Here is a 15,875-nt window from a genome sequence, read left to right on the forward strand (position 1 = left end):
GCCGGGCAGCTTATTTTGTAGCTGTGTACACCAGACGACCTTGGAAAATAGTCATCAACACCTTGGTGTCGCTAATTTCGCTAGGCTCAATCTTGAATAAGTCCCGATCCAGCACAATCAGATCAGCAGATTTCCCAGCTTCCAAGGACCCTGTTTCTGTTTCGCGGCCCAAAGCCTTGGCACCGTTTTGCGTAAAAATCTGCAGTATTTCGGTCAGATTCAAGGCTTGTTCAGCGCCCAGTTGTTCACCCTGCCGCTGCCCGAAGGGATTGGCGCGTGTCATCAGAGCTTCAATCGCGGGCCAAGGGTTGTTGTCCTTCACACCAGAGGGCCAGTCTGAACCGGCAATAATGGTGGCGTCATGATCCAACAACATACGGGCCTGGAACATGTTCCTGCTGCGCTTACCCACTACCGAGCTGATGGCGTCAGTCAAACCGGAGGGATACCAGATATAGGGAGAAAAGTCGGCGGCTACATTCAGAGCCTTGAAGCGCGGTTTGTCCTGATCGTCCACAAACTCCGAGTGCGCGAGCTCGTGCATCAAACCTTGAGGACCATTAGCGTTGCGTGCTTTTTCAATAGCGTTCAACGCCACGCGAATAGCCCGATCACCTGCGGTATGCATCTTCAAACCATAACCGGCTGCATCCAGGTGAGAGACGACGCGATCCAGTTCATTTTCAGGAACGACCAATGCCCCCAAGGACAAAGGATCATCCTGGTGAGTGTCCGCGTAGGGCTCCAGCATGGCGGCTGTATGTGCCGCGGTAGGAACCCCGTCGGTATAGATCTTGACGTAGTTGGTCTTCAGATCAGGGAGGGCATACTGCTTGCTGATGCGGTCAATTTCAGCAAAATCAAAAACATGCTTGCTGTCCTTGCCAGAGATACGGATAGCGGTGGCGATATGGGCATTCAAACCCTCTTGCTTGGCCAGGTTGTAATACGAGCGCACAACAGCCTCGCTGGCATCGGCATCCTTTAAACCCGTAATCCCGAATTGGTTGGACTCCTAGATGGCATACCGCGCTGCTTTCAGGTATTGATCCTCTGTCCAGTCCGGTACAAAAGAGCGGATATAGCTATTGGCCTCGACTAAAACCCCATTGGGTTCGCGGCTATCAAGCTCGTGCTTGACGGTCATGCCGCTAGGAGGCGTAAAGTTGGCATCAATCTGCAAGAGGCCCAACGCCTTGGAGTTGACCCAGGCGTTGTGACCCGTATCGTCGGTCAACACAATAGCCTTGTTGCCAGAGACGGCATCCAGCCATGCGCGCGGCGAAGCAATTTTGTGAGTCTTGAAGAAATCACTGTCCCATTGGCCTCCCTGAATCCACAGCGTTTCGCTACGCGCCACGCAGGCTTTCAAGGTGTTTGCCAATACATCCGGCGTTACCGTGAAAGGGAAGTTGCACTGGAACAGATGCTTCAAGCCACCCCATACAGGGTGGGAGTGTGCTTCATTGATACTTGGCATAGCCATTTTCCCGCCAAGATCAATCAGCTGAGTCTTGTCTCCACGTCTGGATTGCAGTTGCTCTGTACTGCCCACGGCTTCAATTTTTCCATCACGTATCGCAATGGCTTCAACCCAAGCCTGTTCCGGGTTCTGCGTATAAATACGCCCATTCACGATTAGCAGGTCGGCGGCAGGTGAGGCCGCCAATGTTACTGGGCTGAGGGTACTGATCCCAGCCAGGCATGCCAATGAGGCAACTGCTAAACGTGAACGACTAAAACGCATGTCTCTTTGCTCCAGTATTGTTATGACGATGTTTGAGGTGTTGGATAAAGCTTGCTTGTGTTTTTGAGAGTTCAAAAAAGCGATAGCCAACACCTCAAGGCTACAGCTCTGGAGCAGGGGGTTCTATAGGTAAAAACACAATGAGAGATCTACGAATATGCCCAAAGTTATTCAAGCAATAAAATATCTCTGAACGTGTGAAAGAAGCTTTATGTGTCAATTGGTAGCCAACAAAAAAGCCTTCACGCATCAGCAGTGAAGGCTTTCCAAGAGAGGCTCAGCTACGGGTGTCAGGCCGCCTCATCATGCTCGGGCAGGGCGGGTGGAGCAGGCAGTGGGCGGTTAGGCAGTAAAGGCAAACCGTGTTTGCTACGCAAACGCTGGCAATCCACATTTGGGCTGCCATCCAGTTCCCAGATTTGGTAGTCACGACAGGGGGTAGGGCGATCCGGATAAATAGCGCAATGAATCCCAGGCTGGCCCAAGGTGCCACGCAAGGCAATACAACGACCTTCCCCTTGCTCGGTTCCTTTCATACAGGCGCGCAACGGCCCAACCTTGGTGGTCAACTCGACCGGCACCGTACCGCCAGTCTCGCCACTTAACTCACCACTATAGAAAGACACCCGAAAGTGCGAACAGCACACGCCGCAGCTTAAGCAAGGGTTTTCATCAAAAATCTCGTCATTGGGCGGCGTATAAAGCACCGCTTCCAGCGTAGTTTCCTGAACGCCGGGTAAATCCAGTAGTTGAGTCGGGGTAGGCGGGAGAGAAGAGCAAGTCATGTGCGTAGGTGTCCCGTAGTAGCCGCAGATCTGTTTCGGACGAGATTGATGATCTGCAGGCGTAAAGCAATCATTTTATTTTTGCCCGAAGAACTTGAATAGAAAAATCGTGCGCCAGTAAGGTGGCTTGATGCTGGCTGGAGACAGATTGAGTGTATCTATATGTTTCTTGGCTCTCCCTTGCCAGGAAGCACATAAATTTATGGAAATTCGTCAGTTTTTTGTTTAATTCTTATAAAACAATGGATTACAAGATTTATCGGTCTTGGGGAGCAATTTTTCCAGCTAAGATATATAAAAAGGATCATCTTTTTTATAGAAAAACGCAAAATAGTGTTGACAGCCCAATAGGGAAGATCTATTATTTCATTTCTTCACCGCAGGCGGTTAGCTCAGTTGGTTAGAGCGCTACGTTGACATCGTAGAGGTCGCTGGTTCGAATCCAGTACTGCCTACCAGAATACATGCACACAGCTCCAAGCTGTGCCAAGAAAAGCCCCAAAGATCAATGCTTTGGGGCTTTTTTGTTGCCCAGCGTTCCAAGCTGCGCCAAGCCTCGCCAAGGTATTTTGGGGGCATGAATGGGGGCACGGACGAAATGAATGGGGGCATGGCTATTTTGGTGCTTTCCCGAGCTGTTCATCCAGATAGTCCGACCACCATTGCATCAGATCATGACGCTCTGCCATGTACTGGGCATGGTTGTATGCACGGCGTACCTTGTTGCGATCACGGTGTGCCAGCTGACGCTCAATCACCTCTGAGCGAAAGCCGCTTTGCTCGTTCATGATGGTCGATGCAAGCCCTCGGAATCCATGGCCCGTCTGCAGGCCGCCAAATCCCATAATTTTTAACGCCCGATTCATTGTCTCGCTGCTGATAGGCGTAGAGCGAGGGTTGTGCACGCCCGGGAATAGAAACGAGTGCCGTCCGGATAACGCTCGCAGTGACTCCAAGATTTGAACACTTTGACGCGATAGGGGGACTAGGTGATCGGCGGCGCTTTGCTTTTGGATCAGACGACCTTTCATGCGCTCTGCCGGAATAGTCCACAGCGCATTGGCCATATCAAACTCTTCCCAGCAGGCCCAGCGCAGTTCGTTCGTACGCGGAAAAGTGCGCATCATAAGTTGTAGTGCGTATCGAGTCTCGGGGCGGCCGTGGTACTGCATGATGCGCTGTAGCAGCAAAGGCAGGTTGTCTGCATCAACGTGGGGGTAATGCTGCACCGGTGGCCGCTCCTGCAGGAACTGGCGTAGCCCGTGTGTGACATCATTGTTGGCCAACCCGACTCCGCACGCATAGCGAAAGACCATGCCGACGGCTTCCAAGATCCGTGATGCCATTTCGAGTGCGCCGCGATGCTCCACTGTCTGAATGATCTTCAACACGGCTTTTCCAGTGACTGCCTCAATTGGCATCTTGCCGATGACGGGGTACACATTCGCCTGGAGTGCGTTACGTATCCGCTGGAAGTATCCGGTGCTCCAGCTCTTTTTGCGGACCTCCAGCCATTCATTGGCCACAACTTCGAAAGAGGGCGGCAGGTGCGCCGCGGTGGCGATGGCAGTCAGACCTGGGTCCACGTTCTCCGCCAATTCCGTTTTCGCTTCTTCGCGCATCTGGCGAGCTTTGCCCAAGCTGACCTCGGGATAAGAGCCAAAGGTCAGCCGGCTTTCTGCTTTCGATTGAGGGCGGCGATACTTCAGACGCCAGCGCTTGGCCCCGCTGGGTAGCAGCTCCAGGTACAGGCCGCCTCCATCGAACAAGCGATTCTTGCCGTCGGGGCTGTACTTGGCGGATTTACATTGCGAATCGGTCAAGGGAGGAATGATCTTGGCCATTACGGTTTATTTACCTCTTTAGAGTAGGTGGTGGGGTTGCTTAGCCAGGCAAGAATGTCTCGGCCACGCCATACCGTGCAAGACGAGCTCAAGGCCTCGCCCGCTGGTGCACGGCCATTGATGATTCGTTTCCGCCAGGTCTCGCGGCTAAACGGGATGCGGTCGGCGAACTCGTCCCATCGGTACAGGCCTTCGGGGTGGATGGTGGGGGCGCTTTTGTGAGCCGCTGCCATCGAATTGTTGGGTTGTGGCATGGTTCTGTTCTCCATTAAAAAACCGGCGCAAGGCCGGGCATATTTCATTCTTTAAGGGCTGTGACTGGTATGGCTGCGGTCGTTCTGCTCACTGGCTTTTCTCTTTCTTTGTAATTTTGATGGTATTGGGTACGTAGTTATTGAACTCCCGGCTTGTAGCTATTTGCTCTTTACCCAGTCCTTAGGCGGACAGGTGATAACTCTACGGGTATGCTATGCGCGTTATTTGGCTTAACCGTATCGAAGGAGGAGGCACCTGTGGCTTTACGTGATGGATTTGAACGAGTACTCAGTGAGTATCAAGTAGCGAGCCAGGAAGGCTTTACTCAACATGCACTAGCCAATTACATCCGCCGGGAGTTGCGGGATGCTGTAGCTAATGCAGCTGGAGACAATGAGCGATTGCTTTTCAAAGGAAGCGCCGGCCAGGGGAACTGGGCGCGCGGTCCTTGGGTGGCCATCTTTGATAAGCTCGTTACGGTTAGTGCACAAAGTGGTTATTACCCGGTTTATTTGTTTTGTGAGGATATGACCGGGCTTTACCTTAGCCTCAATCAAGGGATGACTGAAGCAAAGCGGCTCTACAGGTCGGATGCCAAAACCGCTTTGAAAACACGGGCTGCCAATTTTCGCGCCATGCTCGGGAAGGAGAGTGCTGGTTATCCAGAGTTGAACATTGATTTGCGCCCACTTGAGCAATCTAATGACACCGCGTTCTACGAAGCCGCGAATATATGTGCCAAGTTTTACCCCAAAGGGAACTTGCCAAACGAGGCTCAGCTAATTGAAGACCTTGTCAATATGATTCGGCTCTATGAGACTCTAATTCAGGTCGAGGCTAATAGCGAGGTGAGTAGTACGACCGTAGAAGGTGATGAGCCGCCGTCGATGGAATATGAGGATGCTACCCGTTTTCGTATGCATAAACGCATCGAACGTAACGCTAACTTAGCTAAAGACGTCAAAAAATACCATGGCTATACCTGCCAGGTATGCAATATCAACTTCGAAGCGCGCTATGGTGAAATCGGCAAGGAATATATTGAGGCCCACCATCTCAAGCCTCTATCGACACTCAAGGGGCAGAAAGTTGCCTTGGATCCGGTGAAGGACTTTGCTGTGCTTTGTGCTAACTGTCATCGCATGATTCATCGCTCAGGTTGTGTCGACGACATCGTAAAGTTTAAGAATGATCATTACCTTGGTCAGTCCCCCTCCAATGAGTTTGATTGAGCTTCACGAAGAGCCACGGGCCTTTGCTCGATAAGTTTTGAGCGAATCCCATCATTGTCGAGAGATTCAACCCAATCGCTGACCCGATTGGCATGTCCATTTATGGGATGTTGCTGTAGTCGTGATGCTTCATAGGGGAGGCATCCTATGTTTTAGCCACAGAGGATCGACTATGATCCTTGCGGATAAAGGCGCGAGAGATTGGTTATAGTTGTGTTCGCAACCGCTGCTTCTGTTCGGAATCAGTCCTTCGGGCAGCGATCTGCCTGTAGAATTTTGCAATTAGATAGCGTTGGAAAAGCTCGACATGTCTACCGCATGTATCCTAAATCTAGTTATGTGTATCTAGGGGTCCAGTAAGTGTTTACAGATTCAGATCGTGACTTCATGACGAAAAAGATGAAAATAGTTGTTGAGTCTATTGAGTCGAAAATCAATGAGCCTTTCTTTGCTGAGTTCAAGGAAATAGCGATACGCTCAATTTCCAAGTGTATAGAAGCAATTAAGGTTTTTGAGGCATCGGGACAACAACGAGATTTGATGTGTGTAATAGGTAATCAAGCGGAAGTGGCTATAAAAGCTCACTTCAGTGAGATTTTTGAAAAGATATCCAATGAGGATGTAATTCAAGTTCTCGACGCCTTGCGACATTCATTTTTAGGTTATGCGTACAATGGGCTTCATCAACTCTATATTTACCAGGAAAATGAATCTTGGCACCCAAAAATAGTGCTCACAGAAGTTTTAGAGCCAAATGACATTGAATCGCTACCGAATGTTTTGACCCTATATCGAGGATGCGATATAGGGGAGCTTGAAAGTCACACCTTCGGGCAAGCGTGGACTACGTCGTTAGAGAGCGCTAGAGAATTCGCGCACGTGCACTACAGAGACCAAGCGTGGTTTGTTGAAAGCAAAAGAATCGTATTGGAAACTAGATACAATAAAACTGATGTTTTGTTTTCGTGTCAATCAAGTGAGTATGAGGTGGTAGTTGATACCGGAAAGTTGGGTGACGTGCGCAAACACTCATAACAATTCGTTCAAGCCGACCGCCGAAGGCAGGTCGACTTAGCTTTTTCGTTAGTAGTTTGGTTGTCTACTTGGGGGCCGCTTTCTGCCCGATATATCTAGCAGCGTCTGTTAGGCTAAATCTGAGTTAATGCATAGTAGTTTGCTAACGCTCCCCACCCAGCACCACGACCAGATCGCTGATCATCTTGGCGAGTTCAGAGGTCATCAGGGTCATGTCGGCATCAAAGATTTCGTCATCGTTGACGGCCCTCACGTCTTGTTTTTCAGTCAGGATGTCCAGCGGGGCCACGCGTTTGACGTCCAACGCATCGGTGAGAATAAAGCTGATGCGATCGGCCCAGGTCATGGCCAAACGGGTGCATTGCTTGCCGGCTTCCACGTGCTTGCGCACTTCATCAATGTCGGCGCTTTGTTTCACGTAGCGTACGGCAGCACCGCTGTCGCCAGTGGAGCGCAGTTCTGTATCCTGGTCCACGGTGAAGTTCGCCAGTTGCTCTTCGTCTACCAGCCAGGAGGTCATGGCCGCACCGGGCGATTGTTCGGTGTACAGAGCCTGCACGGGGAAGGGTTCCACGCTCTTGGCGAATAGGCCCAGCACCTCATCACTCTTAGCCACGGCAGCGGTATCAATCACAAACCAATGGTTTCGCGTGTCGACCCACACCAACGTGTCGCGCTGCACAGCGTGAGAGCGGGGCATCAAATCAATGATGATCTGCTCTTTGATTTCCTTCATCTGCTTGCGGCCTGGCTTGTAGCCTTGCTGCTCTTCGATTTCGCGGGCCTTCTCGCGGGCTGCCTGGTTGACTACAGCGCTGGGTAGCAGCTTCTTTTCAGCACGCAGGCAGATCAGATACTGCCCGTTCACTTCATGGACCAGCTCACCACCTTCACGCGGCGGCACCCAGCCCAGGCTTAAGGGTTCTTGACTGCCGCCAGGGGCAAACTGATGCTTCGCCAACATTTCGGCCAGTGCTTGAGCTGAGACCTCAAATTGAGGGTCCAGGCGGAAGATACGCAAGTTTTTAAACCACATGGGTGTATTCCTTTCAGGATGGGCTATGCTCACGCGGATAAATCATCGCGTGGGGTGAAATGGAAATGAAGAAAGAGGACGCTGATCAGCTGATCAGGTGCGTGAAAGAGTGTTGGTGGCGTATGGCTTTAGTTTTAGCCATTCCTTTGGGGATAATGGCCTTGGTCTTCTGGGGTTCACCAGTGACTGTGGCTCTTGAAGATGGCGCAGCAGCCTGGGTCCAGGCTCTTGGCTCAGTTGGAGCCGTGGTAGCAGCCATCTATGTCTTGCACAAACAAAGGCAGGACATGATCCAAGGAGAGGTAAATGCGATTACGACTGCCGAGGCGCGTTTTCTGATGGCGTTGAGAACGGAAATTGTTATTCGTCAAGGGCAGTACATGAAACAGATTGGTAATAGTATTGCTGATGGACATATAAGAAATATGGGGCCGTTTGTGTGGGGCGCACCAGACAATCCTTTCCATGTATATACTGCAATGTGCAACGACTTAGGCCTTGTGAAAAACGACAATCTTAGAGCATTGGTGGTTGAGACTTATGCCGAAATGGAGGGCCTGATTTATTCAATTAGGACTCTGCAAGGTGAACTTAATAAAGCGGCAGAGCTTAATATTTCAAATATTCCTTTAGTCAAAGCCCATATTATTGAAAATTATAAGATAGTTGAGATTCATCACGCTTTGGCGGAGCAATTGTCCCATTCATTAGTCAATGAAATCGACACTTATCTATCAGGCCAAATTTAGTCCTGCTCTTTTCCTGGAAGCATCTGCATTTGCTCCGCTATAACTTCGGTGGTGAAGCGATCCTGACCGTCCTGGCCTGTCTATTTACGTATACGTAGTTGCCCTAGACTTGGTCAGGATTGAAATAGAGGAATCAATGGCCTCGAGAAATTTGTTTCAGTGCGGCGCTATTTCCAGTGATACGTTCTCCACAATCGGTTTGGGCGTAGGCGCATCGGATAGAGTGTCCGTCTAATTGGTCCGGCTTCTGGCCGTATACAGTTACAGACTCTCTCGGCTCAAGTCTACGTGGCCAAGGGCGCCCGTCTGGAATGATGGGCGAAATATACGCTCCCCTATTTGTTGTTCCTGAATATAAAACTCCAACTTCAGTTATTGTGACTGGAAAATAACTACGATTGATAACTTCTATACAAAAGTTAATATGCTCTGGGGTGTTTCCGAACGGTAACGCATGTTTGGGTGTAACGCGTAGTCTAAGGCGATTTTGGCTAAGACTCTGCCAAGTATTAATTACGCCAAGTGCAGCGCCAAGAACAGCTACTGATAAAGTAATTGCTTCGGTGTAAGTCATATGAGTTGCCATAAGTAAATAGAAGATCTTAGCGTATTCGTAGTGACATTTTTTGTACTAGCTTTGCCCCTGGCACCACAACGCCATCTTTAATTGCCTGAGCGATCAGCTTTTTGTCTGGTTGGGGAGCTGGCGGCACAGGGTCAGTCAGGTAGTCCGCCGGAAGTTGCCGCTCGTCAAAGATATCCACGCCAGGTGGGTTCTTTGCGACACTAATACTGAACAGCGGTGTGTCGATTCGGTTGATGCCACTGGCCAGCATGTTGTCCAACACGTATTTGCGCAGTGCGTCAGCGCGGGCCTTGCGAGCCTTTTTCAGATCTTGTAGCCGACGAATCTCTGCGTCAATCGTGGGCAGGTCAGCCACCATAACGCGGGCGACCATTTCGCAGCCCTGTGCTTTTTCGGCAATCTGCTCGGGCAGTCCGGTCGATTCGATGGTGTCGGCGATGGTCTCGGCGTCGAAGTCTCGCTCTGCAAGAAGCTGAGCCAGGGCGCGGTATTCAGAAGCCAATGTGTAAAGTGCAGGTGTGCTCATTTTTGCTCAGGCGGACAGGCCGCCTGCTCCATAATTAGAAGTTTCCGAAGTCGCTGCCAAAAGGATCGTCGGCCTGCACGCCGTTGCGTACACCCTGATAGGTGTTGTTGGTATGCCCGCCACGCTGCTGCTGGGCTGGCGCAGGCTTGTCTTTGAGGCTAGAAATGATGCTGGCCAGCGCCTGGGGTTGAGTTTTGTTGTCCAGAATTTCTTTAGCCATCAGTTCGGTGTTGGCTTGGAAGGGTGCGAAGATATTGAACTTGTAGCCCTCGTCACCGTTGTCCTTGATATAGAATTCCTTCTGCAGCACGATACCCACCGGCTTATTGTGCAAGTCCGGGTAGGCAATGGCTTCTTCTCGCGTGCCATCAGGTTTCGCCACGCTGCCTTTTTTCGGGTGTAGTTCTTTAACACCCATCACTGTCATCAGGGCATTGAGGACTTTGAAGCCATAGAGCGCTTCGCCTTGGCTGTTGAATGTCCACAGCGTCAGGTAGTTGGCTTGTCGGCCATCCTGAGCCTTGAAAGAGAACTCAATGCCCTCTGTTCCGCTGCGTGATGTCACCGCCTTGGCGACGATGAAGGCACCGATGTACTTGCCGGTCTGGTCAATGTATGAGTTTTGATTTGCCTGTTGAGCGGCGGTTGTGTCCAGGGTGTAGCTACGCATTGCAATTCCTTTTAAGCGGGCTGCTCTGTGGGGGTGTAGTAGGAGTGAATGGCCTGATCGACCGTGGCCAGATCGTTGTCGATGGCCTCGGAGTCAAATAGACCCATCGGGGTTTTGACGGTGTCGCTGCCGTTATTGCGTGTTGAAAACAGGTACTGCCCGTCACGGACCAGGGTTCTCAGAACGATGGTCACCATGCCTTCCAGCGTGATTTTTTCGTCCAGCATCTTGCCGATTGTCTTGATCTTGGTGCGGCCCTGATCCGTGGTTTCGACATGGCTTAGGATGTAGACGCGGGTATCGTCAGGCAAGCTGGCGGCAGCATTCAGAATGTCCCAGGCGTTCTTGCCGATCTCGGTGAACTTGTCGAATCCTCGTTCGCTGGTGCGCCGCATGAACTCGTTTGCCATCACATACTGAAAGTCATCGATCACAATTACCTTGCGGCGCGTGCCTTTGAGTAGGTGAATGATTTCGGCGGGGCTGTCCGTTTGGAAGATGTTGCCGCCCTTGTTGGCTTCCCGATCGAATCGCTGCCAAGCGGTGGCGCGGAAGGGCAGAGGCTTCTTAACAGCCTGGATCAGCAGTGTTTCTGCTGGGTTCATATTGCGAAGGCTGGTGGTCTTGCCTGTCCCGGACTCGCCCAGGACCATGGTTACGGTGCTCATGATGTTCTCCGATTCGTGCAATTCGTGAAATTCAGTTCAGTCCAGCGGCTGCGCCCAGTCTGGCGAACAGGCCGATGAAGATAAAAACTACGAGGGCAGCGCCGACCCAGGCTTTGACCGGGATCTTGCTGCTATTTGGTGCGTAGCATCCCTGTCCATCGAAAGGGTTACGGCGGCGAGTGCGGGGGAAGCCGGGGTTTTGGCTATGTGGCATTTGCAGACCTCGCTTTGATTAGGTTCCGACCCATCGCAGAAACGCGTCGACGGGCGATAGCAAGAGCCTTTCGAGCTTCTTTGCGTTCTTGGATCAACTGATGTGCTTTGAGAGCGTGTTCGCAGTTCCCTGCCAAGTAGCCTTCAATATCGTCATCGTGATTGACGTAGTAGTACTGTCTGCCATAACACCCGTCCGACTCGTAATCTCGCTCATAAGCGAGCTTCAACCAGTCCTTCGGCTCTGGCCCATACGGCCTGTATTGCACTGACAAGCTCTCACTGATCGCTTTCCCGATTTGTCGGGAGAACCCATCAACCACATCCTTGGCTTCGACCATGGCGATAACGGCGGCTTCAAGCGGGGTCATGTTGGTTCTCCCGATAGGGCGGCGCGGGCTTTCTGGACCCATGTCGGAGTGCGGTTCCTGTATCGCTGCTGGCGGTGAGTCCAATACTCAAGCGCCAGGTAGAGCGCTTCTTCGAGCTGCTCAACCTCAGCAGACTTTGCGTTGCGCTCATTCAGGGCTTGGTTGGCCCGCTCGTAGAACTGGCGCCGGGATAGCTCGTCTTTCATCGCCATTTCGTAGGGCATGTGAATAACTGCGTTCAGCATGATGTCGCTCACGACTGCCTCCAGATACTGATAACGGTCTCGGCTGCGAGTGCAATAAAGAAAGCAGCGCAGCTGAAAAAGCCGGAGAAAATGAAATACTTGATCAACACGGCAGCGCCTCCAGTTCCTGCGCGGTCATTGCGTCGTGGCTGGCGTCGGCCCAACTTTGGATAAGCGCTATAAGATGCGCATTCAGGCCGTCTCGATATACGGGGTCGTGATTCAGGACGCTCTTAACAAAGGGCCCGATCGCATCAGACTTCTCATAAGCGATCATTTGGTCGTTCAGCACTTCCAGCAGATCGGCTCGTGATTTCAGATTTGCTGGCGTGGGATAGCCCCACGACATCAGCACCGCCTGGGACTTTCCGATCAGGCAGTCCTTGATCTGCTGTGCAATAACTTCGCGGCGGCGCTCCGCCAGCTCGTACGCGCATACCTCGCGTTCTGCGTTAGCGTTCATTTTTAGCTCCGGGGATTGCGCCGCGTCCGGCGCTGATGAAGAGAATAGTTAGAGGGTTAGCTTGCATCCCCCACCTTCACGACTTGCGCGCGCAACTCGGTATTGGCGGGTTCTGGAGTTCTATGCCCTCTAGTCGCAGCACTCCCGCCGCCCATGGCGTGGGCGGGTTTGATATCGAATTGGTTGAGGGGGTGGGAATGCTGCGGCTGGAGGGTGCCCGCTCTTACCATGCGGGCCATGGGCCTGTGCGCCTACAGGCTGGCGTACTGCCACTTGTGCTTTAGGTTGCCGTCCACCAGTTATCGGGGGTGGGTACTCCCCAACTGTCAGGCCATTTTTGCCCCATGCCGATATCGCCCAGCTTTCTGCGCCCGTGTGTGTACTCAGGGATTTAGCGGATTACGCCGCTACGATGCATCGCCGCCCATGATGGTCTCCTAAGAATTGTTTCGGCGTGACGCTACGCCGTGAGCATGGATAGGTTGATGGTGGCCGGGTGCATCCTTCGTCCGGCTTTAAACCCTTACACCTAAATCGGTGCTGGCTCTGGCTTGATCGTCCCCAGCGCTTTGCCTGCGCGTACTGCTCACCATCATCGAAGCGCCTAGGAATTACTAGTCGGCGTTGGCAAGGGCAACTGCCCGGCGGTTCAAGCCAAGACGCTTCGATGATGCCCCTCATAAGAAGGGCTCGCTACTACTTGCCACGAGTCATGCAGGCGTTGATGGGATAAGGGCCGTTGAGAACCGAGCGAGATGCCCTCTGCTGGTTTTCATGGTTAACGTGTCGCGGTTCACAGAAACTGTTGCGTTCCGCAAGACGCCTTCAATAATCCGCCTCACCGCATCAGGGGACAACTTCCACATAAAGTAGTCATCGCTTGTGGCTATCACTGTCCACCAACCGGTGTTTGCGGGGTTATTCGTGAAACCAGCGTTGCGTTCATCAGAGTGCTCAAACCCGACATACTTAAAGCCCACCGGCCAACCGCCGTTGTCATCAATGCTCTGGAAAAACTTTCCGTCATCACCTGACCATGCGAATTGGTGGGTTAGGCCCTCGACCATTTTCCGTTCGCTCATGCTTTCTTCTCCATGTCTGCGCGAATGTCGTCACCCGCTTGGCAATGACAAATACCGCGCCACTCGCCTGTAAAGTCGTGAACATCACCAGCTCCACCGCACGAATCGCAGCGCTCAATCTGCTGCTTGTCATGCTTGCCCGGAAAGTCGCTGGGCCAGCGCATTGGTTTGTCCTGCTGTTCCATGTCTATCTCCTATTTATCCGCCAGTACCCTGAGTCAAGGCACTGGTGGATAACTCCTGCCCCTGCGAGATACCACGACGCTCGGGGCAGGCTGCCGACTTGCACGGCGCCTCCCGGTTGGGCCGGGAATGGTGTTCTCCCTGATTACGTCGCCATCAGGGCGGTGTTTGGGCGCTGCTTTCGCAGTCATCGGCTTCTTTCTCCTTCACGCCCACGCCTTGGGGCAGATACGGTTGCCGGTATTTCGCTGGATTTACTTCTGCCCCAGCGCAGTCGGGCAGGCGAGTCCCTATAGGTCTCGCTGTTTATCGTTCGTCTTTTTAAAGAGCCTCCGCCTTGGCGGGCGCAGCCTTTGCTGCTGGCGCTCTCTCTGTACCGTTACTGAGCTGCCCTGAGGGCTAGGCTGTTCTGCGGTTTTGGTGAAGCGTTGGAATGAATACTAGCATTGCTAGTAATTTAAAGTCAATAGCAACGCTATTTAATTTGTGGTTAAAAACCCGCCGAAGCGGGAAGGAGTGATGCTATTAACGTAGATTAGATAGGGCGCTGGTCAAGTCTTCCGCCAGCTCAATGGCGAGTTCCAGCAAGTTGGGCTGTAGTCCGGCAGCCAAAACAGGGAGAAGCTCAGCTAATTGGGCAGAGCGTTTTTGGGCCATCTCGGAATCCTCCAACGATAGACCGAGAGGCCGCGTTGGTGGGGTGTCAATGAAACTCGTCATATCGCAATGCTCTTCTCTTACAAGTGGGCGTTTTAGATACGCGCTCTGATTAGTGGGAGCTACGTGGAGCGCATCAATATGGCGGGGCAGGGGGATGGTTATACTGTATATCTATACAGTATTTTGGGTCAAGGTAATGTAGCTAACTGTTGGGCATGGGTAGACTGGATCTGTGTGGCGAAAATTCGGACTATTGTCCGAAACTAGCCAGTTAGCCTAGGGCTTCATCAATCAAATTTATTGATCATTAGGAGATCGAAATGAAGCTAGTACACGCATCCATCCATACGATGAAGACCGCGGACGGATATGATGTTCCATACGCCAGGCTCGGCTATCAAACAGCACGAGGGTATGTAGGCCAGTCACTGATGCTGAGTCGGTTAACCCCAGAGCTGAGGGCTATTGCAGAGTCAGGCGAACTGGTAACGCTTGGGAAGTGGGCGCCATAAACAAAAAAGCCCCGGGAGGGGCTTTGTCATTTGATATGGCGTGAAGGCATTGTTTGTGAGTCTTTACATTAGCGGGCTAACTTAGATTTTTGAACCTTCTGAGTTCAACGCTCTGCGCTCACCTTAACGGCGTATGAACGCTGAATATATATTAGGCCCTTGTCCGGCTTGCAGTGGAATTATTGAAGATTGGGGTTAATACATGGGATATTTTATGTGGAAACTTGTTTTATAGTGTAGCTGCAGAAGTTGAGATGCGTTGTGTTGTTGTCTGAGGCATAGCATCGTATGTGGTTCCGTTGAGCGTCCTTCCGGTTCTATCCTTTCTAACGCCTCCCCATTGCTTAAAGAAGAATGCGACGCCCCTGTTTTCACACTGACGCCTGATTGACTGCACCCATTCCTCCAGCATTGGACGTGCGCCTTTTCCCGACTCGCCACCGACAATCACCCAGTCGATATTTTTAAGGGGCAGGTTGCTCAGCGGCCCAATCAATGGTTCACAAGAGAGAAACTTAACCTTTGCGGGAGTTTTTGCTAAGTCACGAACACGCTGAATGACTCGACCGTCTTCCACACTAACACCCATCCATATATTGTCCGCCCAAGGCAGAGCCTTTGCTACTTCAAGCAGCCTTTCTGATCTCTTGGTGAGAATTTGGAAGGTATGTTGAGGGCATTCGACCATCGTTTTAAAGACTGCTTGGATGAATTCAAGCGGGACATCGTCTTGGAACAGATCGCTCATCGAGTTAACAAACACTAACCGTGGTTTTTTCCAACTACGCGGCACATCAATAAGATCGTCATGTACGGTCGGGTGAAATCCGTTGATATATCTTGGCGACCCCATTGCAACTAGCCGTTTGGCCATTTTTTCGGCATAGCAATTCTTGCAGCCCTGGCTAACTTTGATGCAGCCAGTAACCGGGTTCCACGTCATCTCTGTCCATTCGATGCCGGTCTTCTTCATGTTTAAATCTCTTTTACTGTACTTATAGACAGTATATGTG

Annotated in this window: 16 protein-coding genes, 1 tRNA gene and 1 pseudogene; 4 read left to right on the top strand and 14 right to left on the bottom strand. The window is 51.7% G+C overall.

Features of this window, described 5'->3' with window-relative positions; translation table 11 throughout:
• Positions 1–10 precede the first annotated feature (10 nt).
• A pseudogene (locus tag D0C27_RS10955) lies at positions 11–1,747 on the bottom strand (amidohydrolase).
• A 290-nt stretch (positions 1,748–2,037) separates the two neighbouring features.
• Positions 2,038–2,454 carry a YkgJ family cysteine cluster protein gene (locus tag D0C27_RS10965; RefSeq protein WP_035267876.1) on the bottom strand — a complete coding sequence of 139 codons (417 nt, stop codon included), beginning with the start codon at positions 2,452–2,454 and terminating at the stop codon, positions 2,038–2,040.
• Between the two features lie 459 nt (positions 2,455–2,913).
• Between D0C27_RS10965 and D0C27_RS10970 the strand changes: the two genes are divergently transcribed.
• Positions 2,914–2,990, top strand: a tRNA-Val gene (locus D0C27_RS10970).
• 156 nt (positions 2,991–3,146) lie between these two features.
• Here D0C27_RS10970 and D0C27_RS10975 read toward each other — a convergent pair.
• Positions 3,147–4,376 carry a tyrosine-type recombinase/integrase gene (locus tag D0C27_RS10975; protein WP_137430972.1) on the bottom strand — a complete coding sequence of 410 codons (1,230 nt, stop codon included), beginning with the start codon at positions 4,374–4,376 and terminating at the stop codon, positions 3,147–3,149.
• Entirely contained in the window at positions 4,376–4,630 is a 255-nt protein-coding gene (locus D0C27_RS10980; protein ID WP_137430973.1) for a helix-turn-helix transcriptional regulator, read from the bottom strand. Before D0C27_RS10980 ends, D0C27_RS10975 begins: the two co-directional genes overlap by 1 nt.
• 258 nt (positions 4,631–4,888) lie before the next feature.
• On the opposite strand from D0C27_RS10980, the gene D0C27_RS10985 reads away from it, so the two are divergent.
• Both D0C27_RS10985 and D0C27_RS10990 read left to right on the top strand, forming a co-directional pair.
• Complete coding sequence (locus D0C27_RS10985; RefSeq protein ID WP_137430974.1) at positions 4,889–5,863, top strand: MrcB family domain-containing protein; 975 nt, start codon at positions 4,889–4,891, stop codon at positions 5,861–5,863.
• Positions 5,864–6,250: 387 nt separating this feature from the next.
• A complete protein-coding gene (locus D0C27_RS10990) occupies positions 6,251–6,898 on the top strand; it encodes a hypothetical protein (RefSeq protein ID WP_137430975.1) in 648 nt (215 codons plus the stop codon).
• 142 nt (positions 6,899–7,040) lie between these two features.
• Here D0C27_RS10990 and D0C27_RS10995 read toward each other — a convergent pair whose 3' ends face one another.
• Positions 7,041–7,934, bottom strand: coding sequence for a recombination-associated protein RdgC (locus tag D0C27_RS10995; protein ID WP_137430976.1), 894 nt, complete (start codon positions 7,932–7,934; stop codon positions 7,041–7,043).
• A gap of 59 nt (positions 7,935–7,993) precedes the next feature.
• Here D0C27_RS10995 and D0C27_RS11000 point away from each other — a divergent pair, with 59 nt between their 5' ends.
• A complete protein-coding gene (locus tag D0C27_RS11000; RefSeq protein ID WP_137430977.1) occupies positions 7,994–8,683 on the top strand; it encodes a hypothetical protein in 690 nt (229 codons plus the stop codon).
• A 602-nt stretch (positions 8,684–9,285) separates the two neighbouring features.
• On the opposite strand, the gene D0C27_RS11010 is transcribed toward D0C27_RS11000, so the two are convergent.
• From D0C27_RS11010 to D0C27_RS11050, 9 genes are all read right to left on the bottom strand, one after another.
• Positions 9,286–9,795 carry a siphovirus Gp157 family protein gene (locus D0C27_RS11010; RefSeq protein ID WP_137430978.1) on the bottom strand — a complete coding sequence of 170 codons (510 nt, stop codon included), beginning with the start codon at positions 9,793–9,795 and terminating at the stop codon, positions 9,286–9,288.
• A gap of 34 nt (positions 9,796–9,829) precedes the next feature.
• Positions 9,830–10,465 carry a hypothetical protein gene (locus D0C27_RS11015; protein ID WP_137430979.1) on the bottom strand — a complete coding sequence of 212 codons (636 nt, stop codon included), beginning with the start codon at positions 10,463–10,465 and terminating at the stop codon, positions 9,830–9,832.
• Between the two features lie 11 nt (positions 10,466–10,476).
• Entirely contained in the window at positions 10,477–11,133 is a 657-nt protein-coding gene (locus D0C27_RS11020) for an ATP-binding protein (RefSeq protein WP_137430980.1), read from the bottom strand.
• A gap of 203 nt (positions 11,134–11,336) precedes the next feature.
• A complete protein-coding gene (locus D0C27_RS11025) occupies positions 11,337–11,717 on the bottom strand; it encodes a hypothetical protein (protein WP_137430981.1) in 381 nt (126 codons plus the stop codon).
• Complete coding sequence (locus tag D0C27_RS11030; RefSeq protein WP_137430982.1) at positions 11,714–11,974, bottom strand: hypothetical protein; 261 nt, start codon at positions 11,972–11,974, stop codon at positions 11,714–11,716. The genes D0C27_RS11025 and D0C27_RS11030 overlap by 4 nt, the downstream gene beginning before the upstream one ends.
• 91 nt (positions 11,975–12,065) lie before the next feature.
• A complete protein-coding gene (locus D0C27_RS11035) occupies positions 12,066–12,425 on the bottom strand; it encodes a hypothetical protein (protein WP_137430983.1) in 360 nt (119 codons plus the stop codon).
• Between the two features lie 710 nt (positions 12,426–13,135).
• Positions 13,136–13,507 (bottom strand): hypothetical protein, encoded by a 372-nt coding sequence (locus D0C27_RS11040; RefSeq protein ID WP_137430984.1) that lies wholly within the window; start codon positions 13,505–13,507, stop codon positions 13,136–13,138.
• Positions 13,504–13,692 carry a hypothetical protein gene (locus D0C27_RS11045; RefSeq protein WP_137430985.1) on the bottom strand — a complete coding sequence of 63 codons (189 nt, stop codon included), beginning with the start codon at positions 13,690–13,692 and terminating at the stop codon, positions 13,504–13,506. Before D0C27_RS11045 ends, D0C27_RS11040 begins: the two co-directional genes overlap by 4 nt.
• A gap of 1,399 nt (positions 13,693–15,091) precedes the next feature.
• On the bottom strand, positions 15,092–15,835 hold the full coding sequence (locus tag D0C27_RS11050) for a DUF5131 family protein (protein WP_137430986.1): 744 nt from the start codon (positions 15,833–15,835) through the stop codon (positions 15,092–15,094).
• Between the last annotated feature and the right edge of the window lie 40 nt (positions 15,836–15,875).

This window comes from Alcaligenes faecalis, assembly GCF_005311025.1.
GTDB classification, from domain to species: Bacteria; Pseudomonadota; Gammaproteobacteria; order Burkholderiales; family Burkholderiaceae_B; genus Alcaligenes; species Alcaligenes phenolicus.